The sequence below is a fragment of the Clostridium sp. AM33-3 genome (assembly GCF_003480315.1).
Taxonomy (GTDB): domain Bacteria; phylum Bacillota; class Clostridia; order Lachnospirales; family Lachnospiraceae; genus Brotaphodocola.
Genome location: NZ_QUIV01000026.1, coordinates 22,314 through 44,989, shown reverse-complemented (window position 1 = coordinate 44,989; position 22,676 = coordinate 22,314). Strand labels below are relative to the sequence as shown.

Below are 22,676 nucleotides of genomic sequence, written 5' to 3'. Positions count from 1 at the left end.
AACGATATGTGAAAATCCCGGAAAGCGGTCTCATTCACTTCCGGACCTTTATTCGTTCCATGCTATAATTGCTAGTTTGTTTCACCTGCCGGCTTGGTCCCCAGTGTGATCTGGACGGTACGTTCTACATACTGTCCGTTCTCCAGGGACTGGACGGTTAAGTTCACGGTGTCGCCGCCTTTGTAGTAGGTCAGCATATCTTTTAGATCTGCCATGGTGCGGACGGTCTGGCCGTCAAACTTGGTGATGATATCCTTTTCTCTTAAATCAGACTTGGAAGCAGCACTGTCTTCTACGATCTTGTATACATAGATACCTCTCGGCATGCCATACATGCTTGCTGCGGTCTCATCAATATTCTGACCCTGGATTCCCAGATAGCCCTGGTCTGCCTCATCGACTGCGACACGGGTCTTCTTGTTCATCAGCTCATTGATGATATCCTGTGCCTGTGAGATTGGGATCGCGTAGCCCATGCCCTCTACCTCAGTAGAAGAATATTTGGCTGCATTGATGCCGATCACCTCGCCCTTCATATTTAACAGAGCACCGCCGCTGTTGCCAGGGTTGATGGCTGCATCGGTCTGGAGCAGGGTGCGGGAAGTCTGGTCCTCAGCCTTCACCTCACGATTTAAAGCGCTGACATAACCAACGGTTACGGACTGTCCGTAGCCAAGGGCATTGCCAATGGCAATAACGCCCTGGCCTACCTTTAACGCATCGGAATCACCGAGGGTTGCAACCTTGATCTGGCTCATGGTGTCAGACGGGATGTCCTTTAACGGGATGGCAATAACAGCCAGGTCGGTCTCGGAGTCCGTGCCCTTAATTGCCGCACTCACCTGGGAATTATCAATGAAGGTAACCGTCAGTTCCTTGGAATCCTCGACCACATGATTGTTGGTCACGATCAGAAGCTCCTCATCGTTCTGGCCCACAATAATACCGGAACCGCTGCTCGGAACCTCTACGGTCTGACTCGGTCCGAACCAGGTCTGCTGCTGCATGACCATAGTGTTGTTGATGGCAACAACAGATGGCATTGCCTTTTCAACGATGGAGGAAACATCGGTCTGGATTGCGGAAGTAACCGGTGCACCGGAGGTCGTGCTGCTACCGTCATCTGACGGTTCTACCTTTACCTGTGCCTGGGTCTCAGTCTGGCCGATGGTCGTATACTGCCCTTTCAGGTACTCACCTGTGGTATTTACCGCAAACATCGTACCTCCGGCAACGGTGCCAAACAGAACGGCTGCTGCGGTAACACCGGCAATTTTTCCTGCCATGCTGCGTCCGCTGCGTTTTGCATGTTCCGGTTTCTGATGGGACTCATGAGAAAATTCCGGCCTGCGCCAAGCCCAGCCTCCGGTTGTATGATGCTGGTCCTGGTTCTGGGAATCTGCCTGCTGGCCGCCTCCCTGAGCGGAAGCCTGTGCATTCCAGGAAGCTGTGCTGCCCTGGCTGCTGTTCTGCGGAGCGGACTGCCATGCATTTGTGCCCTGACTTTCATTCTGTGCAGCAGACTGCCATGTGCTGTTGCTCTGGCTGCCTCCCTGTGATGCGGACTGCCATGTGCTGCCCTGGCTGGTCTGTGCGTTCACACCGGCTGCTTTCTGCCATGCTCCGTTATCGCCACTGCCCTGGCTGCTTTCTCCGGCTGCGCTCCGCCATGTTTCACTGCTACTCTGGCCGCTCTCCGCAGCGAAATGCTGCTCTCTTCTGACCTCCTGGGTTTCTGTGTTCCGGGATTCGTTGCTGCGGTATTCCATATGTTCATCGTTGCGGTCATTGTAACCGGCTTCCGAATTATTTCTGTTTTCTCTGTCTTCTTCGTACATCATGATGATCTCCTTTCTGTACTTCTTTTCCTTAACTCTGTAAAGAACTATAACAGAGAAATGTGTTGCAATTGTGTTCCCTTTGCAATTTAATTGTGAACATCTGCCATAAGTGAAAATAATAGAAAAAGGATCGAAAACCGGCAGCTTCTGAACTGCTGATTTTCGATCCTTGTCTTTCTTTCGCATTTCGCGCTCTATACCGCGCTTACTGTCCCGGTGCTGATACTGGTCCGGATCCGGATGAAGAGCTGCTTCCGTTTCCGCTTCCGGACGGTCCTCCGGATGAAATATTTCCGGAGCCTGCGCCGGTCGGCGTTGTGGAACTGCTTCCCGGATGAGAAGCTGCGCTAGTCGGTGCCGTACTGCTTCCCGGATGAGATGCTGCTGTCGGTACCGTACTGCCGGAACCGGATGTCATACTCTCGCCGGTGCTGCCCGGATGCGCTGCTGGCGTAGTCGGCGTTGTACTGCTTCCCGGATGAGATGCTGCGCTTGTCGGTGTCGTAGTGCCTGTATGGCCTGAGGAGGTGGTCTCCGTACTGCTTCCCGGATGGGATGCAGAGCTGCTTTCCGTGGTACTTCCCGGCCGGTCTGTCACCTTGGTATCCGCGATACCGGATTCACTGGCGGAGGTCTCGTTGTTCTTATGGTTATTGCGGCTTTCCGTTTCTACCGGATTGCCATTTGCATCCGTCTCCACTGCAGTCGTGGAAGCGTGACTGCTGGAAATCGTCTCATCCTTTACCAGGAAGCCGTCTGCATCGGTCTCGTATTTTACATACTTGCCATCCGCATCGGTTTCCAACTTAAGCTTCCTGCTGACCTTCTTGCCGTTTTTGTCGTACTCGTATACCGTCTGATAACCTTCCTCGTCTTTCGACTTTTCAGAAGACTTCTTGGAAGCTGCCGTGGTTTTCTGCGGCTGCACCACACCGTCGCCGGTTCCTACATTACCGACAAACTGGCCTTCCTTATAGATACCAGTGTCGGAAGAAATCTTTGCGCTGATCTTCTTGACGGTCTCAGATGGCGTGTAGCTTTCATCGCCGAACAAAAACTTGTGCAGCTCAATGACGTTGCTCTCCAGCGTTGCCGGAACAACCACGGCACCCTTCTTGCCCATGTTCGCGTCACCGCGGGCCTGCGGGAATCCGGTAGTCTCGCCCAGATGGAACTTGTTGATGTTCTTTGCGTTGCTTACCAGATCATCGACCCAGACACTGGTAGACACCTGCGGGAACACGGTTCCGATCAACGTATATAAGGTCTGGAAGTCAGCCTTTTTCGCTTTTTCAAAGGCCTGGGCAATGATCTTACGCTGACGCTCGGTACGCGCGTAGTCCGTATCCATCAGACGGAGACGTCCGTACGCTACAGCCTGGACACCATCCAGATGGTTCATGCCTGCGTGAGTCAGCTGGTGGGAACCGATACCGGTTGCTTTTACAGTTTCCGTAATAAAGGAGTTAATATAGTAGAACTCCGCCTTGCTCAGCTCAATGTCAACACCGCCCAGAACATCAATGGCATTGGCTACTGCCTTCCAGTTAAAGGTCATGTAATCCTGGATCTGCAGATCCAGGTTGCGGTTCAGGGCTTCGACGGCCTGCTTCGGTCCTCCTACAAAGTAAGCCTGGTTGATCTTGGTATAGGATCCCTTATCGTTGATATTTAAGTAAGAATCACGGTATACCGATACCAGCTTGATCTCGCCGGTATCCCGGTTGATGTTGCAGAGGATGATAACATCTGAGTTTGTAGATTTCTCGATTGCGTTGTCACGGGCATCCACACCGAAGATGGCAATGGTCCAGTAGCCCTTCATGTTCTCTTCCGCATCCATCGCAATGTCGTTTGTCTTGATCTCGCTGATCTTAAACTCCTCCGAGCGTTGGATCTGTGACATCATACGGGCCATGAACGCATAGCTGAAAATAGCCACCAGCGCGATACACTCTGCCACGATCATGGCAATGATACGGCGTCTGCGCTTTTTCTTTCCCTCGCTCTGTCCGAAATCAGAACGGCTGCTGCGCCGACCGTTTCCGCCGGTCGTCCTTCCGGCTGCTGCTTCCCGTACCGCACGGCTGCCTGCGGTTTCCCGCGCTGCACTGCTGCGCACATCCGGTCCCTTGCTCCGGCCGGATGTCTCCCGGGGCTCCTCCTGCTTTGGCTGCTTCGGGATCGCATGGATACGAGAATCTCCCATCACATCCAGCTCCCGCTCTGCTGCCTCCTGGCGTTTTCTCTGGCGGCTCTCCCAACGCTCCCGCTCGGACGCGTATCCGCCCTCCTGCCCGGACGAAGCACCGGCTGCCGTATCCCGCATGCGTGGGTTGCGTCTGCTTCTCCGCTCTGTACTGCGCTCTAACTCATCGTCAAAATCGTGACTCATGTTTTGTACCTCATTCTTATTCCTGCCTGCTCCGGCGACCGGGTCAATAGGCGTTCTTATTAATAAAGCCTTTGAAAAATGTCAGAAACAATATCTTAAAATCAAATCCCAAAGTCCAGTTTTCAATGTAATAAAGATCGTGCTCGATCCGCTTGGTGATGGATGTATCGCCACGGTAGCCATTCACCTGCGCCCACCCGGTCATACCCGGACGTACCTGATGCTTGATCATGTAACGCGGAATCTCTTCCTTGAAGCGTTCTACAAAATATGGACGCTCCGGCCTTGGTCCCACCAGGCTCATGCTGCCAAACAGCACGTTGAACAGCTGGGGCATCTCGTCGATGCTGGTCTTGCGGATCACCCGGCCGATGGGGGTCACCCTTGGGTCGCGCTTCGTGGTCCATTCACTCTTTTCTTTTTCCGGTGCCTGCACCTCCATGGAACGGAACTTGTACATCTTAAACGGACGGTTATGCAGTCCCACCCGCTCCTGGCAGTAGATCAGCGGCCCCGGGGAGGTCAGCTTGATCAGGATAGCCGTAAGAAGCATGATCGGCGAAAACAGGATCAGGGCCACAATGGCACCAAAAATGTCGATTGCCCGTTTCATGGCCGCATTCAGCGGATCATTCAGCGGGACACGACGGATGTTGATGACCGGAAGCCCCTGCAGATCCTCTGTATAAGGCTTTGTCGGGATCACCTTGTTGTAGTCCGGAATAAATTTGGTATGCACACCGGACTTTTCACAGACCGCTACGATCTGCTCCAGACCGCCGTACTCCTTCAGGCTTAAGGTAATGGCAATTTCATCCAGACGGTTCATGTCCAGGATCGGCTTTAAATCCTTCATGGTTCCGATCACCTTGATGCCGCGGTAGTCATAGCCCCACGGCTTGTGGTCATCCAGAATGCCCCGCACCCGGTAGCCCCACTCCGGATTGGCCAGCACGCGGTCAATATAGCCCTCCGCCGCGCGGCTGTAGCCTACCAAGATAATATGCTTCTGATTGTATCCCTTTGCGCGCATGGAGCGCAGCACGGTACGGATCAGATTTCGTTCCAGCGTCTCCGCTGTAATATTGGTCAGGAAGAAGCCGGCCATTAGTCTGGCTGAGAATTCCCTCAGGTATGGATTTTTTCTTCCTAAATAGAGGATTGTTCCAAAGAGGAACAATCCGATGATATTGGCCTTGCAGATGTTGGCAAATTCCTGTCGTCTGCCCTGCACCCGCTTTGGCGTAAACAGATGAAAGACGGTATACAAAAGCAGATAGACCGGTATGATCACCACCAGGACCCGCATGTAAAACCAGGTCGGCAGGATACCAGCCTCAGGATCTGCTCCGAACAATCCGCTCTTCAGTGTAATAAACCAGCTGAATACATAGGCGGCTGCGATCACCAGTGCATCCAGAAGCACATGCAGCCGGTTCAGTCTGGTCTGATTATCTTTTATCATATGGTCCACCTTTATCTCTGAAATACTGTTTTCAAAATTACCAAAACAGCAACGGATCTTGCCGGCTTCCCATTTCAGGATAGTCCCCCGGCAGTATAATGGAATCGTAACGATTATACACGAATTTTCTGGATCGAAATATTAAATTTCTCTTAACTTTTCGCCGGTCCGGCCATTTTTTTCCGGATCTGGCGTCTGGAAAACTCATAAATATAGAGCGCTGCTCCGTAGATCAGCTCCCATTCGATGGCAAGATAGTTGTGAAAATCCTCTTTCCGGTACGGAACCTTCCGGGTCTTTTTTACGGTTTTGATGCCCTCTAAAACTCCAGCCACGTAATCCTTCTCAAAGCCCAGCTTCTTAAAGAAGCAGTATTTCCCGGCAATCCCCGCGGCGATCGGGATGCTGTTGATCAGAAGCTGCGGTGCCGGCATGTTCTTGTAATTTAAGTACACGTTGTTGCGGGCAGCCAGCTTCACCTTAAAGGAATTGTACTTAGAGCCGCTGGTGCCGCTTCCCACATGGAACACCTTCGCAGACGGGCAGTATAAATTATAGTATCCCGCAATCTTGGCCCGGTATCCCACATCGATATCTTCCAGATACGCAAAATGCATCTCATCGAAATAACCGATTTTCTCAAAGACCTCCCGGCGGTAAATCGCTGCTCCGGCACAGGCAGAAAAGATGTGGCACGGACGGTCATAGCGTTCGATTTCCTGTCCCACGCCCCTCTGGTAAGCCCAACCCATGATGCTGTACATATCGCCGCCATCATCCATCAGCTCCTTATGGTAAAGCTGGATCATCTTCGGACTGACGGAAAAGATCTTCGGAGAAGCTTCTATGGCCTTTAACAGCTCGCCCACATACTCCGGCTCTGTCTCGGTATCGTTATTTAAGAGGATCACATAGGGTGTTTTTGCTGCCTTGATCCCCACATTCACCGCGCCGGAAAAGCCGGTATTGGTCTCCAGGAATATGGACGGAAGCCCGTGCTCCTTCAGCCATTCTACACTGCCGTCGGTGGAGCCATTGTCCACCACCAGCAGCTCAAAGTCACGGCAAAGCTGCTTATCCAGGGCAGCCATGCACGGCTCCATGAACTTTAAGCCGTTGTAATTCGGAATCACGATCGTTACTTTTTTCATGCGTCTTCCTCCAGCTTACTGCTCTTTGATCTCAGGCAGCTTGTACGGCTCGCCGATCTTCTCTTTTAAGAGATCCCGCAGGGAGAAATCGGACTTGCGCAGTGTCAGGTTCGGGTTGTAATACGGATCGCCGTTCTGTAAAATATCCGGCCAGCGCTTTGCCACCAGGGCCCACTCGCGGTTGAAGCGTGCCACCTTCTCCGGTGTATCCTCCAGTCCGCGGGACTTGGACTCGTAGTGATGCATCACCGCGTACGGCGCGTAAACCACCAGATAACCGGCCGCGCGCACCTTTAAGCAGAAATCCACATCATTGAAAGCCACGGCCAGCTCTTCGGTCAGACCGCCTACCTCTTCAAACACGGATTTTTTCACCATCAGGCAGGCTGCTGTCACGGCACTGTAATCCTGGGCGCACATAGCGCGGTGGAAATAGCTGTTCTCCGCCTCATGCAGACCGATAAAGGTATGGCCTGCCACGCCGCCAAAGCCGATCACCACACCGGCATGCTGGATGGTGTCGTCCTCGTAAAGCAGGCGCGCGCCCACAATACCGACCTCTTTTCGCTGGCAGAAGCCCAGCATTTCCTCAAACAGGCGCGGGGCAATAATCTCGGTATCGTTGTTTAACAGCATCAGGTATTCGCCCTTCGCAAAGGTCGCGCCAAAGTTGTTGATGGCGGAATAGTTGAACTCCCGCTCCCAGCGCACCACCCTCACCTGCGGAAACTCCTTCTGGATCTTCTCGTAATAGGCAAAGGTCTCCTGCTCGGTGCTGTTGTTCTCCACCACAATAAACTCCAGGTTTTTATAGGTAGCCCGCTCGATGATGGAACGGATGCACAGGTCCAGATCCACGCTGTGGTCCTTGTTCGGGATGATCACGGACACCAGCGGGTCGCCCTGGATTTTAAAGGTGGTATGGTAAATGCCGTAGTCCACACCCTTCTCCACCTTCTCTGCCGGAATGCCGCAGCGCTCATAATGGGCCATGATGGCTCTTGCACCTGCCTCAAAGGCGTACAGCTTGCTCTCCGGGTTGCTGGCCGTGGATTCCTGGTGACAGCGCCAGTGATACAGCACCTTCGGGATATGACAGATTTCCTTCGCGTTCTCGGTACAGCGGAAGATAAAGTCATAATCCTGCGCGCCGTCAAACTCATGGCGAAAGCCGCCCACCCGGTCTAACAGGGCTCGTTTTACCACAAATAAGTGACAGATATAGTTGACGCTGGTTAAGAGATCCGGGTTAAAATCCGGCTTAAAATGCGGGTCGAACAGCGCGCCTCCGTCCATATCCAGCTTATCCTCATCGGAATAGATCACATCGCAGTCCGGATGCCCGTTGATGGTCTTTGCCACCTCATAGAGCGCATGCTCCGGGATGGTGTCGTCATGGTCGGCCAGAATGATGAAATCTCCCTTCGCCATCCGGAGGGCCGCGTTGGTGTTGCCGGAAATACCAAGGTTATCTCCCAGCTCCGACACATGGAAGCGGCTGTCCTTTCTGGTGTACTCTGCCATGACGCGGCTCACAATAGCGCCCTCACCCTTCGGGCTTCCGTTGGCCACGCATACCTCCCAGTTTCTGTAGGTCTGGGCCAGAATGGAGTCCAGCATCTCCCGCAGATATTTCTCCGGTGTCCTGTAGGCCGGAATGACGATGGATAACAGCGGCTCATACGCGAATCTTGTCTCCCGCTGGGCGGCCAGCTCCTCCTCCTTCGGACGGGTCAGCTCATACCACTCGCCATAATCATAGTCGTTGTCCAGCCCCTGCAGCTTGTGACGGGATTTTAAGAGCAGAGCCTTTAAGCCGTGCTTCTTTCCAAACTCCAGTGCCACATGCACCGTCTCCATATTCATGAGATCTCTGATCTTTTCCATGCGCTTGTGCGCCACGCTGGCGCGCTTTGCGATCAGCTCCTCATTGTATTTCACCCGGGCGGTCCTGCCGTCGCAGCGGATGACCAGCCAGTAATCCGCGCCGCGCTCATATGGGAACTGAATGTCAAAGCCATAATCACGGTCATAGACCTGCTTGTAATAGATCTGGCTCACATCGTCCCGACGAGTTGCCACGCATTTGATCTCCAGCGGCTTTTTGTTCTGGTCCAGGACCTCAAATTCCGCTTTGGACTCCGGTGTTTTTCCGATGACCCATCCGTTTAGCTGAATGGAATTTTCCCGGATCCTTACCACATCAATCTTGTATTTCATGAAATTATTTCTCCTCGAAGTTCAGACGTTCTTCTTCCACAACAAGCGGACGGTGCATCACACGCTGGTTGATGGAAAGGACATACTCGCCCACCATACCGATAAAAAAGATCTGCACCGATCCCAGAAACAGCATTCCGATGAGCATCGGCGCCATGCCTGCCGGAAAACGGTCCCACCAGATCAGCTTCATGACCAGGTAAACGATGGCTACCACCATGCTTAAGAAGGCGCTGATGGCCCCCACAAAGGTTGCCAGGCGCAGACCTGCCTTCGTATAGGAGGTCACACTGAGCATGGCCGCATCGTACAGACGGTAGAAATTGTTGTGGGTCTTTCCTGCCCGGCGTTTCGGCTGCTCGTAAGGGATTTCCTTGCGCTTATAGCCAAGCTCTGCCACGATGCCCCGCAGAAACGGAGTCGGGTCATCCAGGTTCCGTAAAACCTCAATAAAGTCTCGGTCATAAAGCCCGGAGCCGGTAAAATGCTCGATCTGCTCCACGTCAGACAGCCGCTTGATGGTCTTATAATAAAAGCTTCTGAGGGCATACATGATCTTGTTTTCCTTGCTGCTGGTCTTAATGCCGATGACGATCTTGTAGCCCTCCTCCCAAGCCTTCACATATTTCGGGATCATATCCACCGGATCCTGGAAATCTGCCACCATCTCAATGACGCAGTCTCCGGTCACCTGCAGCATGCCGTAATACGGAGAATTGAACTGTCCGAAATTGCGGGCGTTGAAAATTGCCTTGATCTTCGGGTTCTCTGCGCAGAGCCTGCGCAGGATCGGGCGGGTTTCATCGGTTGAATCATTGTCGATGAACACCAACTCGTAGTCATACTGAGGCAGATCCCGTGTCAGGGTCTCCAGCACTGCCTTGCTGATGGCCTCTACATTTTCCTGTTCATTGTAGCAGGGGATCAGCACACTGATCTTTTTCATAATCATTTCCTTCCAAAGTTGTATATTGTTTTCTTATCCAAGCATCCGCCGGATCCCCTCCGCAAAGGAGATCTGCTCCTTCCAGGTTCCACCGGTCAGCCTCCTGAGGTTTTCATTGACCGGACAGATGGAGAGTGCCCCCTCCTTCGCCTGGACAAAGCTTCCGTATTCCAGATTTCCATTTCCACCGCAGAGACTGTGGATCTCCTCCACAAAATCCCGCAGCACCCGGGTATCCTCCGAAGCCACGTTCACCGCATGGCACTCGCCCCGGTGGCTGTCGCTGTAACGGTACAGCTCCACCACAGCGCGGGAGGCATCCTCAATGTCCATAAAATTCCAGCGGTGGCGGCAGGCGCTTAAGGAGACGGTCTTTCCCTCCGGCAGCTCCCGGGTCAGCGTGGAAATGATGGACCACGGATGATCTCCTTTTCCGTAAACACTGAAAAACCGCAGATGATAGTAAGTCAGCTGCAGCTCCCGGCATAACTGCTTCGCCTGTTCAAAGAAAGCCAGCTTTGCCTTTCCGTATTCATTGACCGGATGGCAGTCCATGGACTCCTCCATGGTGCCGTCGGCCGTGATCCCGTACTCCACACGGGAGCCGGCATCCATAAACACCTGACATCCCAGAAGTCCTGCCGCCTCCATGCAGCGCAGGGAGCCGTCAATGTTTAACTTCTGTACCGCGGGAGAATCGATCTCCTGGCGGTTCACGCCGCGCCACGCAAAATGTAAAAACGCGTCGGCATGGCCGATCTGCGGCACACACTCCACCGCCTGATCCATCTGTGCCGGGATCCGATGCAAATGCTCATGAACCGGAAGACAGTCTGTTTTCTGAGACTCCGGGCGCACCAGGCAGTATACCTCTGCGCCTGCCTCCAGAAAACGCTTCGCCACATGGCTTCCGATAAAACCGGTGGCTCCGGTCATCACGATCCGTTTCCCTGAAAGCTCTGTCATAGTTCCTCCATCCCTGCGTCCTCTCCGCGGCCTGGATCTGCCGCAGAGCTCCGCCTGTGCTTCTATAAGTGTTCGATCCGGTTGGTGCGGAGTGTCATAATCTCCACCTTTCCACCGAACCTTGTCTTTATGATTCCCGCAATCTCATCGGTATAACCCGGTGCCACAATGAGCACCGCATCCACCGGTTCCTCAAAATAATGATCCGGCGGCACGATCGGCACATGGGAGGCCGGCGCAAACCGCCCCTGCTTAAATGGGGCAGAATCAATGATATAGGCCAGATGCTTTCCAAGCTCCGAAGTCGATGCCAGGGTAAAGCCCTGATGGCTGGCACCCCACATGGCAAGACGTTTGCCTTCCCGGGCCAGACGCCCGGTCAGAGCGCGCACCTCGGCAGTTACAATCTCATGGCCTTCCATCAGAGGGGCGATGATGCCGGCATCTGCTCTGGCACAATCTGCCACAACTTTCCGGTCATCCGCACTTTCGGCAGATGCCTCTGGCATTGCCGTCTTGCGCACGATCATGGACAGGGTATCGCGGTTGATCATTTCCTCCTCGAGCACCGCAAAGCCGCAGTGGTTCAGCAGCGCCCGCAGCGTATCGAAGGTGTAATAGGCAATGTGGTCCCGGATCAGCTCGTAATAGCTGCCCTTCTCCAGGATATATTCCAGGCTCGGCACCGTCACAAGTCCCATGCCGTCCTCTGCCAGATTGTTCCAGATGGCCTTCAGCATGATATCCGGTCTTGGCTGATGCTCTAAAAAGTTAAAGGATAAAAATACATCAAAGGGCTTCTCCGGCACACTCCAGCCGCTCTCCGGCAGCATGGAGGCCTCCGGGGAATGACCGAAATGCTGATCCTCCCGCTCCGGAAATTCTCTCCAGACATGAAGTCCCTCCTTCTGCGCAGTCTCCACCAGATCTGCTCTGTACTCCATTCCGTAGATTTCCACCGGAAACTCCTGCAAGAATTTCAGGAACTCTCCCCGTCCGCAGCCGGCCTCAAAAAACGTTTTCCCCTCCAGATGGTAGGTCTCGATCAGGTGGCGGTACTGGGTGGTACGCAGCTCCCGCATGGTAGAAGACCCGCCGCCTGCCCGGATCACATCCCGGTAATAGGGCACCGGATCACAGTCAAACTGGACCAGACCGCAGCCGCTGCACTGGCGCAGCTGAAGGGTCACTCCCTTATCCTGCTGAACGGAAGCAGCATCCGGAATATCCTGGGCAGAAGCCGGGGCAGATGTCAGCTCAAAGAGGCTTGCTTCCGGCAGAAGCTTCCCGCAGGCTATGCAATGTTTCATAAATTCCCTCCGCAAATGTTCTGGCAGGCCGCCAGGAGGTTTCCTGCAGGATCCGGCTGATATCCGGCATCAGGTCTGCCGGTCCCTCCGCGTTCTGCGGACGCTCTCCATAGCTGTAGCTTCCACGATATCCGCACAGGGCATACATTTCTTCAATGTAGCTCCGAAGCGGCCGCGTATCGCTGCTGCCAATATTGTAGACACCGGCCGGGGCTTCCGTAAGCAGGGAAACCAGGGCCGCTGCCGCGTCATCGATATAAAGAAAATTCCAGTTCTGTGTACACTCCCCAAGCTTCATGCTGCCGCCCTCCTGCCAGGTGCGCAGGCAGGACTGCACCAGAGACCAGGGATGGTCCCCCGGACCGTACACACTGTATATCCTCGTATGAATATACTCCATATTCTTCTGTTTGCAAAGTATTTTTGCTTTTTCGCAAAAATCCACCTTTGCCTTGCCATATTCAGACACCGGATGACAGGGCGTATCCTCCGCCACTGTCCGGTGCCAGACTCCGTACTCTGCCTGAGAACCGGTAAATAAAAAGCGGTGGCAGCCAAGCGCTGCCGCTGCCTCCACCGCATCCAGGGCATAGGTAACATTGCGCTGCTGCACATCCCGCTTTGTGCGGTTGTCGCTGCCCGCGCCATCCCAGCCAATATGGACCCAGGCATCCGCCAAAAAGCCGTGAAGCGTCCGGATCTCTGCCAAATCCAGCGGGCAGATGCTAAGACTTCCCAGAGTATTTCCGGCTTCTATCGTTTCCAGATGCTTCATGTTAGACGAAGCGGGGCGGACCACCGCAAAAACCCGGTGCCCCGCCTCCATTAATTTTTCCACTGTTGCCGCGCCGATAAAGCTTGTTGCGCCTGTTACTACGACCTGCATTATTTCATCCTCGGAATGATCATCAGTTTGTCCATCTCCTCATCCGGAAGGAATGGGGAAAGATCCTCAAGCGGCGGAGATACTAACGTACCGTCCGGCAGACGCTTTGCGGAGGACTTCGGTTCAAAATTCTGGTCCATGGTAACAAAGAATTCGCAGATGACCGGCCCGTCCACAGCCAGGGTCTTTTCCACAGCCTCTGCCAGCTCCTCATTGTGATGTGCCGCAATATATGGATAGCCGTAAGCCCAGGCCAGCTTTTCCATATCCGGGAAGCTTAAGTCATGGCTGTCGGTACCGATTCCTACTAACGGCTCGCCAAAGAAGTTCTTCTGGGTCTGGCGGATGGAATGGTAGCCGCCGTTATTGATCAGGAAGATCTTGATCGGCATCCTGTGATGGATGATGGTCTGCAGCTCCTGCAGGTTCATCTGAATGCTTCCGTCACCGGTTACAAGAATAATATCATGGCGGCTGTAGCCGTCTCCCTCATGCTCCGGGTCGTGAGCTGCCATGCAGGCGCCGATCGCCGCAGGCAGGTCGTAGCCCATAGATGCGATCGCGGAATTGGATAAGAAGCGCTGTCCCTTTTTCATAATATAGCCATGTCCGCCGACCACACAGGCAGAACCATTGCCGACTACGGTGATCTGGTCCTCACTTAAGCGGCTGCTGATCGCCTCGATCACCGCGTAAACGTTCGCTTCATGATCCGGATCCGGCTTCAGCTGCTCCTTACGGATGGTAGGATATTTCTCCCGGTACATACGGCAGGTCTCACTCCAGGTCATGCCCGGCAGGCCCTCTCCGCCGTCAAATACCGGCTTTTTATCGTATTCCTCCCGAAGAACCGCTGCCATGGTTTCCATCAGATCCTTTGCGTCCGCATGGACCGGCATATCCACATGTACACTCGGCTTCTTTAATTCCTCCGGGTCTACATCATTCATGATCACATATGCCTCGCGGGCCCAGGTCTTGTAATTGTAGCCCACCTGGCGGATGCTTAAACGGCTTCCGACAGAAAATACCAGGTCACTGTTCTGGACCGCCAAATTGCCCGGCCGGTCACCCAGATTGCCCGGTCTGCCCACGTACCACGGACAGTCATCATACATACAGTCATTGGCATTCCAGCCTACTACTGCCGGGATCCCCAGTCCGTCTGCCACTTCCATAAACGCGTCAAACGCTCCTGCAATACGGATTCCGTTTCCGGCGTACAGAACCGGACGTTTTGCGTTTCGGATCTTCTCGATGATCTCTTTTGCCAGTTCTCTGGAAACCGGAGCCGGAAGTACCTGACGGTGCTCGCCCTTTCCGGCATAATCCTCCGCAATGGCGTGAGGCGGCTCTACCACACTGGTTCCCTCTGTTCCATGCACGCCTGCAAGGACCGCTTTCTTTTCTTTCTCCTCGGTTGCTCCCGCAAATACGGCTGCGCCAGAGGTATGATCCAGCCCTACGGTATGCAGGGCCCATCCGGTGCCGCCCGCCTCATAATCTGCGGCGTCAAAGCCGACCAGCTGTTCTGTGTCTACATATGCGCCCTGCACATCCAGCGGGATATCCAGCCAGGCCGGACCCGGACGTCCGGAGTAGGCCAGATAAATAGCCTTTTCCAGACAGTAGCGAATGCGCAGCGGGTCAATGACCATCTCGCTGTACTTTGTCATGCAGTCAATGGATTTCACAATATCAAATTCCTGGTCACCCATAGCGCGGATGCCCACGCCGGACCAGCGGGCCGTGGTGTCGTAACGGACCTGACCGGATAAGATCAGCATAGGAATGGAATCCAGCCAGCCGCCCACCACTCCGGTGATGGCATTGGTACCGCCGGGGCCTGTGGTCACACACAGCGCTCCGATCTTGTTGTGGATTCTGGCATATGCCTCTGCCGCAATGGCGCAGGCCTGCTCATGATGCTGATACAGGCAGTGCAGCCCTTCCTGATGCCCCAGTGCATCGTTTAAATGCATGGCACCTCCCCCCGTAACCGTAAAGACCTGATTGATGCCTGCCTCTACCAGTTTCCCGGCAATGTAGTTGGATACTTTGATCTTCATTGGGAATCTCCTCCTGTTGTGTTTTGTATGAATCCTATACGGCTCATATGCCGTTTTCTTTCTCTCCAATGCTACTAGTATACCATACATTCCCTTATCCTGCATCCCAAAATCTCGACTGGCAGAGCGTGGCTGGATTTCCAGTAACCCTCACTTTTCAAGCTGCATCAAATCCGCTATAATCACCACCGTAATGCAACTGCGGATCTTCGGCCAACGTTCCACAAGCAAAAAGGAGAAATAAAAATCATGAACAAACATTACAAATTACTGGCTGTATTATCCACCGCTGCGGCAATGTCAGCGGCAACCCCTGCACTCGCTCTTTCCATTCCGGGAAGCGTTTCCACCGTGCTGGCAGCAACCGCCGGCTGGCTGACCGAGGACGGCGAGCTCCGCTACAGAGACAGCGAGGGCTACTACCTGACCGATTCCTGGAAAAAGAAGGATGGCGAATGGTATTACTTAAACGAGGACGGCTACATTTCCCGTTCCTGCATGATCGATGAGTATTATGTAAATGAGGAAGGCCGCCGCGTGATCAACCAGTGGATCAGCGAAGCGAATGAGGACGAATGGGACTCTGAAGCTCCGGACACCTACTGGTACTACTACGGAAAAGACGGAAAAAGCGTTGTCTCCAAATGGCAGGAGATTGACGGAAAAAACTACTACTTTAATGAAGAGGGCCACATGCAGACCGGCATGCTGGAGTTAGACGGCGCCACCTACTACCTTGGTGAGGAAGGCGACGGCGCCATGAAAACCGGCTGGATCGAGCTGGAAAATGAGAACGAGGAGCTGGATCAGGATACCGTATGGCATTTCTTTGACAGCAACGGACGCATGGTCATGAACCAGATTGACCGTAAGATCAACGGTTCCTGCTACACCTTCCAGAACGGTATCCTGCAGACTGGATGGTTCCGCCTGCCGGAGACTGCCCAGGCATCTGCAGACGCGCAATCCGGTCCTGACGCTGAGACTGCAACCGGTTCCGACGCACAATCCGCTGAAATAAACAGCGCACTCCCGGCTATCGCCTCCTACCAGTTCTATGAGGAGGACGGCAAGCGCGGCAACGGCTGGTACCAGATGGAGGGAGCTCCGGAGATCAGCGAAGAGGGCGAAGCCTTCATCTTCTATATCAAGAAAGGACGCCCGTACTATGCGGCAGCCGGCGTACAGGTATTTACCGTAGACGGCAGACGCTTTGGCTTCAATGAGCGCGGAGAGCTGCAGACCGGCCTTCAGAGCGTGATCACCGAGGACGGACAGACCGCAAACTACTACTTTGGCGATGACGGTGTCATGAAGACCGGCAAGCAGACCATTTACGATGAGGATCTCGGTGAAAACCAGACCTGGTTCTTCTACACCGACGGCGGCAATAAGGGCCGTGGCTTCCACGGTGTCCGCGACAACAATGTCTATGTACAGGGACTTCGCCTGGATGCAGACCGGGACCTGCGCTATGCACCGGCACAGCTGGATGGCGTATCCTACCTGGTAGGCACCAACGGCGCCATCCAGAAAGCATCCTCCTCTTCCAAATCCGCCGCAAGACCGGAACTTGGAAACGGCTTCAAGGATGTGAAGGATTCCAACGATAAAATCTGGACCGTTGACGTAAACGGAATCATCCAGCAGTAACCCGCAAACATCATTTCATCCGTTCAAACCGGCACCGGAGCCGCTTCCCATCTGCTTTGGGCTGCGGTCCCGGTGCTTTCTTTCTATAAAAAACGCCGTTCATAACATTTTTCTTACGATTTCTCCGATTTCCTTACAATGCCTCCATGCCTCTTGTCAGCCTATACTTCGGCTGTTATAATAAATTTGCAGAGAGAGAAAGGATGATCACTATGAAGAAAAAAGCAGGACTCACCCTCATCTTAACCATCCTGTGTTTTCTGATGAGCGCATTCCCTGCCATGGCAGGTGAGTGGCACAAAACCGCAGAAGATCAATATCAATATATTAAGGACGACGGCACCAAGGCCACCGGGCTCCTGGAACTAAAGGACGGTACCTACTATCTCGACGATAAAGGCAACCGCAAAACCTCTTACTGGCTCCGCTATAAGGGCGACTGGTATTTCTTCGGTGAAGACGGACAGATGGTCACCGATTCCTGGGTTGACAATTATCATGTCAGTGAAGACGGACAGATGGATAAGATGCGTTAAGAGCAGACAAAAAACAAAACAAAAACAGCGGGTGCGCCCAGTGGCGTGCATCCGCTGTTTTTGTTTTCCCTGTTTATTTCTGAATATCAAAGGTCATGTAGGTATCTGCCGGAATATCGGTCTCGTACATCGGCTCACCCTTAGCTTCATAAGCACTCTTCTCATAAATCTTTAAGTGCGTCTCACGGTCCTGGAAAAATCCGCCGAAGGTGTCCGCACCGGACTCTCCGTAATTGTAATCCTGAACCGCTGCCTCATCGTTGATGCTCTTAAGCACAGCATCTGCATACTCTGCGGCGTCTTCCCCGCTGGTACCGTCCTTCACCACAATGGTCACATCGATCAGGGACTTGTCCTCATCGATCGTAAAGTCAATAGAATCTGCCATCGGGTAATCATTTTCATCCAGACAGATCTCATCCACCTCATCGCGGAACTGGTCCATATCCAGCTCGATGTTGTTATAAATGTTAAAATCCGGTGATTCCGCTTCACTGGCATCCGGCTGAACGATGTTGCTCTTGGTGCATCCGCATAAAAGCACCATGCAGCCTGCTGCTACAAGCAGTGCTCTTTTTCCCATTTTTATCATGATTGATTTCCTCCTGTAAAACATAAAGCAGGTATCATTATATACGAAAGCCGCCGGTTTGAACAGCAGCTTTCGAAAAATGTAATAAAAATGTGATAAAAAATTTCCTATCCAAGAACAATCAGACGTGCTACCGCCAGTGGATCATCCTCCGGGAAGGACTGCATGCACACTAGGATATCCCTGATCTGCTGTCCGTCCATACCAAGCATGGCAGCAATCTGATCGGCCGGGTGCCCGCCCGCCGAAAGCTCCCTGATCTGCTTCACCCGGTCTGCCATGCTCTCCAGCTGCTCCTTAAGTCCGTCTGCGCCAGCCAGTCCCTCCCGGTCTGCCTCTGCCGGTTCCTCCTCCAGGAAGTCTTCCAGCCGAAGCTCCTTTTTCCCGGTATCTTCTCTATAGTACTCCTCTGACAGTTCCCAGTCTTCTGCCTGGCCTGCTTTTTTCTGATTCTGCATTGTTTTTCCTCCTTACTATCCTTCCATCTGCCGCCCCAGAAATCCGGCCGCAGTGGAAACCAGCCGAAGCTCCGCTTCGCCCAGTCTGGCTTTCGGGTCCCGGCTTAAGAGCGCCACCGCCCCAATGGGATCTCCCTCGCAGATGATCGGCACGATCACCTCTGCCACCACGCCGTCCATCTCCTCACCTGCGACCGGAATAAATTCTCTTGTATCCTTCTCAGCCACCACAGCTTCCCGCTCATGGATCACCTGCTCCAGCTGCCTGCTGATCATCTTCTGCAGCATGTCCCGCTTCGGTCCGCCGGAAACAGCTATCACCTGGTCACGGTCCGTGATGCAGACCAGCATGCCGGTAGACTGCGCCATGGACTCCGCATACTGAGTGGCAAATGCCGCCAGCTCAACCATGGGAGAATATTTTTTCAGGATGATCTCTCCCTCCCGGTCTGTAAAAATTTCCAGCGGAGTACCCTCCCGCAGTCTCAGCGTTCTTCGTATCTCCTTCGGAATCACGACACGTCCAAGATCATCGATCCTTCTCACAATTCCTGTAGCTTTCATAATGCTCCTCCTGCATAATTTCCATATCGTGTGTCTTATGGATAGTATGCGGAGGGCTTCAAAATTTATGCACCGGAGCTGTCCCGAACTATTCACCGAGCTGAATGATCTGTCCCAGGATCGTCCGGGCAAGCTCCATCATGGCCTGGCAGTCCTTCTGTCTGTTTCTGCGGTCCACATACAGAAAATACGGCTGCTCTGCCATCACAAACCGGAGTTCATCTCCGTAGGAAGCAACCAGCTCCGGAATGCCGGCTGTGTTCAGCTTTGCATTCGGATACATGGTCAGGCGAATCTCCTGACGGTTGATGCGCACCTCCGTCACATAGGCTCTGTGAGCCATGGCCTTTAAAAGCGCTACCTGCAAAAGATTCGCCACTGCTTTCGGAATATCGCCAAAGCGGTCCATCAGCTCATCCTGCATATCCAGGTATTCTTCCTCATTCTCAATGCCGGAAATGCGCTTATATACATCCAGCTTCTGATACTCATTCTTAATGTAGGAAACCGGGATATAGGCATCCACATCGCACTCCACGGTGGACGCAAAATCCTCCGTCTCATCCCGGCGGCCCTGGATAGCCTGCACCGCCTGATTTAACAGCTTACAGTAAAGATCATAGCCGACCGCTTCCATATGCCCGTGCTGCTCTGCACCCAGTACGTTTCCCGCACCGCGGATCTCCAGATCCCGCATGGCAATCTTGACGCCAGAGCCCAGCTCCGTAAACTCACGGATGGCCTGCAGACGCTTCTCTGCCTCTTCCTTTAAAAGCTTGTCGCGCTTATACATCAGAAACGCATACGAGGTACGGCTGGAACGGCCCACACGGCCCCGCAGCTGATACAGCTGGGAAAGTCCCATGCGGTCCGCATCCTGAATGATCATGGTATTGGCATTGGGGATATCCAGCCCCGTCTCAATGATGGTGGTGGATACCAGCACATCAATGTCACCATTCACAAAATCCAGCAGAATCTGCTCCAGCCTGTGCTCCGGCATCTGCCCGTGGGCGTACACCACCGTAGCATCCGGTACCAGCTCCTGCACATGGTGCGCAACCTCCTCAATATCCTTCACGCGGTTGTATACATAGTAAACCTGACCGCCCCGGGCCAGCTCGCGGTTCACCGCCTCACGGACCATCTCATCGTTGTGCTCCATGACATAGGTCTGGATCGGGACACGGTCCACCGGCGGCTCCTCCAGCACGCTCATATCGCGGATGCCTACCAGACTCATATGAAGGGTCCGCGGGATCGGTGTTGCCGTCAGAGTCAGCACATCCACGTTTTCCTTCATCTGCTTGATCTTTTCCTTGTGGGCCACACCGAAGCGCTGCTCCTCATCAATGATCAGGAGCCCCAGATCTTTGAATTTCACATCCTTCGAAAGAACCCGGTGCGTACCGATGACAATATCCACCTGACCCTTCTTCAGATCTTCGATCGTCTTTTTGATCTGCCCCGGTGTGCGGAACCTTGACATCAGCTCAATCCGCACCGGAAAGTCCTTCATGCGCTGTACAAAGGTATTGTAATGCTGCTGCGCCAGAATGGTGGTCGGCACCAGGTAGACCACCTGCTTACTCTCCTGCACCGCCTTAAACGCTGCCCTCAGCGCAATCTCTGTCTTGCCGTAGCCCACGTCACCGCAGATCAGCCGGTCCATGATCCGGCGGCTTTCCATGTCCCGCTTGGTATCCTCAATCGCGGTGATCTGATCCTCCGTTTCATCGTAGGGGAACAATTCTTCAAACTCCTGCTGCCATACGGTATCTTCCCCGTACTGGTAGCCGCCCAGCTCCCGGCGCGCCGCATAGAGCCGCACCAGATCCTTCGCGATCTCTTTCACCGCAGTCTTCACCTTCGCCTTGGTCCGGTTCCACTGCTCACCGCCCAGCCTGTTCAGCTTCGGTGCCTTCGCGTCAGAGCCCGCATACTTCTGAATGCCGTCCAGACGAGTGGCCGGAAGGTAAAGACTTCCGTTGTCCGCGTACTCCACCTTCAGGTAATCCTTGATAACGCCGTCCCGCTCAATCTTCTCAATCCCACGGTAAATGCCAAGTCCGTGGTCCTCATGCACCACGTAGTCCCCCACCGACAGCTCGGAAAAGCTCTGAATCTTCCTTCCCTCATAGGAAGTCTTCTTACGCCTGCGCTTTTTCTTCTCTTTGCCGAACATATCACCTTCCGTGATGACCGCAAATTTGATCTGCGGATAGGCAAAGCCCCGGTGCAGATTACCGAAGGCAACCAGGATCTCTCCCGGCTGCACCTCCCGGCTCTCATCGTCCGTACAAAAGGCGCTCAGACCGTACTCCCGCAGATCTTCCGCCAGGCGGCTGGCACGGGTGCGGGAACCAGATAAGAGGATCACCCGGTATCCGTCCTTCTTCCAGCCTGTCAGGTCTTTGATCAGCATCTCAAAGCTGTTCTGATAAGAATTCATGTTCCTGACATCAAAGAAAAAACGCTTCTCCGTCGTCATGCCCGGAAGCTTCTGCTCCAGGCCGGTCAGATACACCGTATCCTTCCGCTGTGCCCTGGCCAGGATCTCCCGCACCGGGTACAGCAGTCCGGTCTGTCCGGGAAGCAGATAGCCCTTCTCAAGCCGGTGCTCCATACTCTCCCGAAACTCCAGCTCCACCGCCTCGCCCTGTTCCTTCAGGCGCAGCGGCTCATCCAGAAAAATCATGCTCCGCTCCGGATCAAAGTAATCCAGAAACGAAACAGTTTCTTTATTAAAATACGAAATCCAGGCATCCAGTCCAGTCTGTTTCCAGCCCTCCTCGATGCCCTCCGTCAGTTCCTTTACAATCCCGCTGATGCGGTATGCTTCCTCGGTATTCTGCTGTGCTCTCAGCTTCTCCGCAAAGGCCTTTGCCTCACCGCGGATCCGCTCAATGCCTTCCCTGGCCTGCTTCTTTGTCAGCACGATTTCGGTGGCCGGATAAATGTCAATCTCATCCAGCTGCTCAATGGAGCGCTGGCTCTCCAGGTCAAAGGTACGGATGGAATCCACCTCGGTGTCCCAAAGCTCAATACGCACCGGAAGCTCCTCTGTCAACGGATAGATGTCCAGAATACCACCCCGCACGGAGAACTGCCCCATACCGTCCACCTGCGGCATACGCTCATAGCCAAGCTCAGCCAGACGAAGCTTCCAGGCTTCCAGGTCCAGCTCCTGTCCCGTTTCCAGATGAAGCACCTGCTCCTGCATGCAGCGCAGCGGAAGCAGATGGTCCATCAGGCCGTCCATGGTGGTCACCACGACACCGTTTTGATCCTCCATCAGATGGCGCAGAACCTGCAGTCGCTCCCTGGTGAGCAGATTGCCGTGAATATCCGCACTGTAAAACAGCAGATCCTTCGCCGGATACAGCCAGACATTGTCCCGGAAGCAGCCGAAATCATCGTAAATCTCCCGTGCCCTGGCATCATCATATGTTACCACAAGCTTCCACGGCCGGTCTGCCACGGTTTCCTGCATCAGATGTACCTTCTGGGAATCCAGACAGCCGCTGACCTGCACCGGCCCTTTCTTCTTTTTCAGACACTCCAGAAGTTGTTCAAACTCCGCCAGCTCCGTAAGTGGATTTGCAAATACTCTGCTCATGATAC

General features: G+C 53.8%; 16 protein-coding genes. 2 read left to right on the top strand and 14 right to left on the bottom strand.

What is annotated here, in order from left to right:
• Positions 1–71: 71 nt before the first annotated feature.
• The 10 genes from DW819_RS13095 to DW819_RS13050 all read right to left on the bottom strand — a co-directional run bounded on the left by DW819_RS13095 (position 72) and on the right by DW819_RS13050 (position 15,249).
• On the bottom strand, positions 72–1,841 hold the full coding sequence (locus DW819_RS13095; RefSeq protein ID WP_243025853.1) for a trypsin-like peptidase domain-containing protein: 1,770 nt from the start codon (positions 1,839–1,841) through the stop codon (positions 72–74).
• 205 nt (positions 1,842–2,046) lie between these two features.
• Positions 2,047–4,236 (bottom strand): LCP family protein, encoded by a 2,190-nt coding sequence (locus DW819_RS13090; protein WP_118733631.1) that lies wholly within the window; start codon positions 4,234–4,236, stop codon positions 2,047–2,049.
• Between the two features lie 43 nt (positions 4,237–4,279).
• Positions 4,280–5,701, bottom strand: a complete 1,422-nt coding sequence (locus tag DW819_RS13085) for an undecaprenyl-phosphate glucose phosphotransferase (RefSeq protein WP_118733630.1) — start codon at positions 5,699–5,701, stop codon at positions 4,280–4,282.
• 152 nt (positions 5,702–5,853) lie between these two features.
• Positions 5,854–6,852 carry a glycosyltransferase family 2 protein gene (locus DW819_RS13080; protein WP_118733629.1) on the bottom strand — a complete coding sequence of 333 codons (999 nt, stop codon included), beginning with the start codon at positions 6,850–6,852 and terminating at the stop codon, positions 5,854–5,856.
• Between the two features lie 15 nt (positions 6,853–6,867).
• The gene (locus DW819_RS13075) at positions 6,868–9,072 is read right to left on the bottom strand and encodes a glycosyltransferase family 2 protein (protein WP_118733628.1); all 2,205 of its coding nucleotides are present in this window, start codon (positions 9,070–9,072) and stop codon (positions 6,868–6,870) included.
• A 4-nt stretch (positions 9,073–9,076) separates the two neighbouring features.
• Complete coding sequence (locus tag DW819_RS13070; RefSeq protein WP_118733627.1) at positions 9,077–10,018, bottom strand: glycosyltransferase family 2 protein; 942 nt, start codon at positions 10,016–10,018, stop codon at positions 9,077–9,079.
• A 33-nt stretch (positions 10,019–10,051) separates the two neighbouring features.
• Positions 10,052–10,984 carry an NAD(P)-dependent oxidoreductase gene (locus tag DW819_RS13065; RefSeq protein ID WP_118733626.1) on the bottom strand — a complete coding sequence of 311 codons (933 nt, stop codon included), beginning with the start codon at positions 10,982–10,984 and terminating at the stop codon, positions 10,052–10,054.
• A gap of 62 nt (positions 10,985–11,046) precedes the next feature.
• The gene (locus DW819_RS13060) at positions 11,047–12,294 is read right to left on the bottom strand and encodes a class I SAM-dependent methyltransferase (RefSeq protein ID WP_118733625.1); all 1,248 of its coding nucleotides are present in this window, start codon (positions 12,292–12,294) and stop codon (positions 11,047–11,049) included.
• Positions 12,242–13,180, bottom strand: a complete 939-nt coding sequence (locus DW819_RS13055; RefSeq protein ID WP_118733624.1) for an NAD(P)-dependent oxidoreductase — start codon at positions 13,178–13,180, stop codon at positions 12,242–12,244. Before DW819_RS13055 ends, DW819_RS13060 begins: the two co-directional genes overlap by 53 nt.
• On the bottom strand, positions 13,180–15,249 hold the full coding sequence (locus tag DW819_RS13050; protein WP_118733623.1) for a thiamine pyrophosphate-binding protein: 2,070 nt from the start codon (positions 15,247–15,249) through the stop codon (positions 13,180–13,182). Before DW819_RS13050 ends, DW819_RS13055 begins: the two co-directional genes overlap by 1 nt.
• Before the next feature lie 249 nt (positions 15,250–15,498).
• On the opposite strand from DW819_RS13050, the gene DW819_RS13045 reads away from it, so the two are divergent.
• Entirely contained in the window at positions 15,499–16,902 is a 1,404-nt protein-coding gene (locus tag DW819_RS13045; protein ID WP_118733622.1) for a cell wall-binding protein, read from the top strand.
• 212 nt (positions 16,903–17,114) lie between these two features.
• Positions 17,115–17,438, top strand: coding sequence for a hypothetical protein (locus tag DW819_RS13040; protein ID WP_182432651.1), 324 nt, complete (start codon positions 17,115–17,117; stop codon positions 17,436–17,438).
• Positions 17,439–17,511: 73 nt separating this feature from the next.
• On the opposite strand, the gene DW819_RS13035 is transcribed toward DW819_RS13040, so the two are convergent.
• From DW819_RS13035 to mfd, 4 genes are all read right to left on the bottom strand, one after another.
• A complete protein-coding gene (locus DW819_RS13035; protein WP_118733620.1) occupies positions 17,512–18,030 on the bottom strand; it encodes a hypothetical protein in 519 nt (172 codons plus the stop codon).
• 107 nt (positions 18,031–18,137) lie between these two features.
• The gene (locus DW819_RS13030) at positions 18,138–18,488 is read right to left on the bottom strand and encodes a hypothetical protein (RefSeq protein WP_118733619.1); all 351 of its coding nucleotides are present in this window, start codon (positions 18,486–18,488) and stop codon (positions 18,138–18,140) included.
• A 15-nt stretch (positions 18,489–18,503) separates the two neighbouring features.
• Positions 18,504–19,052 carry a stage V sporulation protein T gene (gene spoVT / locus DW819_RS13025; protein WP_118733618.1) on the bottom strand — a complete coding sequence of 183 codons (549 nt, stop codon included), beginning with the start codon at positions 19,050–19,052 and terminating at the stop codon, positions 18,504–18,506.
• Positions 19,053–19,140: 88 nt separating this feature from the next.
• Positions 19,141–22,671 carry a transcription-repair coupling factor gene (mfd, locus tag DW819_RS13020; RefSeq protein WP_118733617.1) on the bottom strand — a complete coding sequence of 1,177 codons (3,531 nt, stop codon included), beginning with the start codon at positions 22,669–22,671 and terminating at the stop codon, positions 19,141–19,143.
• Positions 22,672–22,676 lie beyond the last annotated feature (5 nt).

What these genes read in the sequence shown, in the direction of transcription:
- mfd (WP_118733617.1), bottom strand. Translation starts at nt 22,671, where the DNA reads ATGAGCAGAGTATTTGCAAATCCACTTACGGAGCTGGCGGAGTTTGAA.
- DW819_RS13065 (WP_118733626.1), bottom strand. Translation starts at nt 10,984, where the DNA reads ATGACAGAGCTTTCAGGGAAACGGATCGTGATGACCGGAGCCACCGGT.
- DW819_RS13055 (WP_118733624.1), bottom strand. Translation starts at nt 13,180, where the DNA reads ATGCAGGTCGTAGTAACAGGCGCAACAAGCTTTATCGGCGCGGCAACA.
- DW819_RS13030 (WP_118733619.1), bottom strand. Translation starts at nt 18,488, where the DNA reads ATGCAGAATCAGAAAAAAGCAGGCCAGGCAGAAGACTGGGAACTGTCA.
- DW819_RS13040 (WP_182432651.1), top strand. Translation starts at nt 17,115, where the DNA reads ATGAAGAAAAAAGCAGGACTCACCCTCATCTTAACCATCCTGTGTTTT.
- DW819_RS13045 (WP_118733622.1), top strand. Translation starts at nt 15,499, where the DNA reads ATGAACAAACATTACAAATTACTGGCTGTATTATCCACCGCTGCGGCA.
- DW819_RS13035 (WP_118733620.1), bottom strand. Translation starts at nt 18,030, where the DNA reads ATGATAAAAATGGGAAAAAGAGCACTGCTTGTAGCAGCAGGCTGCATG.
- spoVT (WP_118733618.1), bottom strand. Translation starts at nt 19,052, where the DNA reads ATGAAAGCTACAGGAATTGTGAGAAGGATCGATGATCTTGGACGTGTC.
- DW819_RS13095 (WP_243025853.1), bottom strand. Translation starts at nt 1,841, where the DNA reads ATGATGTACGAAGAAGACAGAGAAAACAGAAATAATTCGGAAGCCGGT.
- DW819_RS13050 (WP_118733623.1), bottom strand. Translation starts at nt 15,249, where the DNA reads ATGAAGATCAAAGTATCCAACTACATTGCCGGGAAACTGGTAGAGGCA.
- DW819_RS13090 (WP_118733631.1), bottom strand. Translation starts at nt 4,236, where the DNA reads ATGAGTCACGATTTTGACGATGAGTTAGAGCGCAGTACAGAGCGGAGA.
- DW819_RS13060 (WP_118733625.1), bottom strand. Translation starts at nt 12,294, where the DNA reads ATGAAACATTGCATAGCCTGCGGGAAGCTTCTGCCGGAAGCAAGCCTC.
- DW819_RS13075 (WP_118733628.1), bottom strand. Translation starts at nt 9,072, where the DNA reads ATGAAATACAAGATTGATGTGGTAAGGATCCGGGAAAATTCCATTCAG.
- DW819_RS13080 (WP_118733629.1), bottom strand. Translation starts at nt 6,852, where the DNA reads ATGAAAAAAGTAACGATCGTGATTCCGAATTACAACGGCTTAAAGTTC.
- DW819_RS13085 (WP_118733630.1), bottom strand. Translation starts at nt 5,701, where the DNA reads ATGATAAAAGATAATCAGACCAGACTGAACCGGCTGCATGTGCTTCTG.
- DW819_RS13070 (WP_118733627.1), bottom strand. Translation starts at nt 10,018, where the DNA reads ATGAAAAAGATCAGTGTGCTGATCCCCTGCTACAATGAACAGGAAAAT.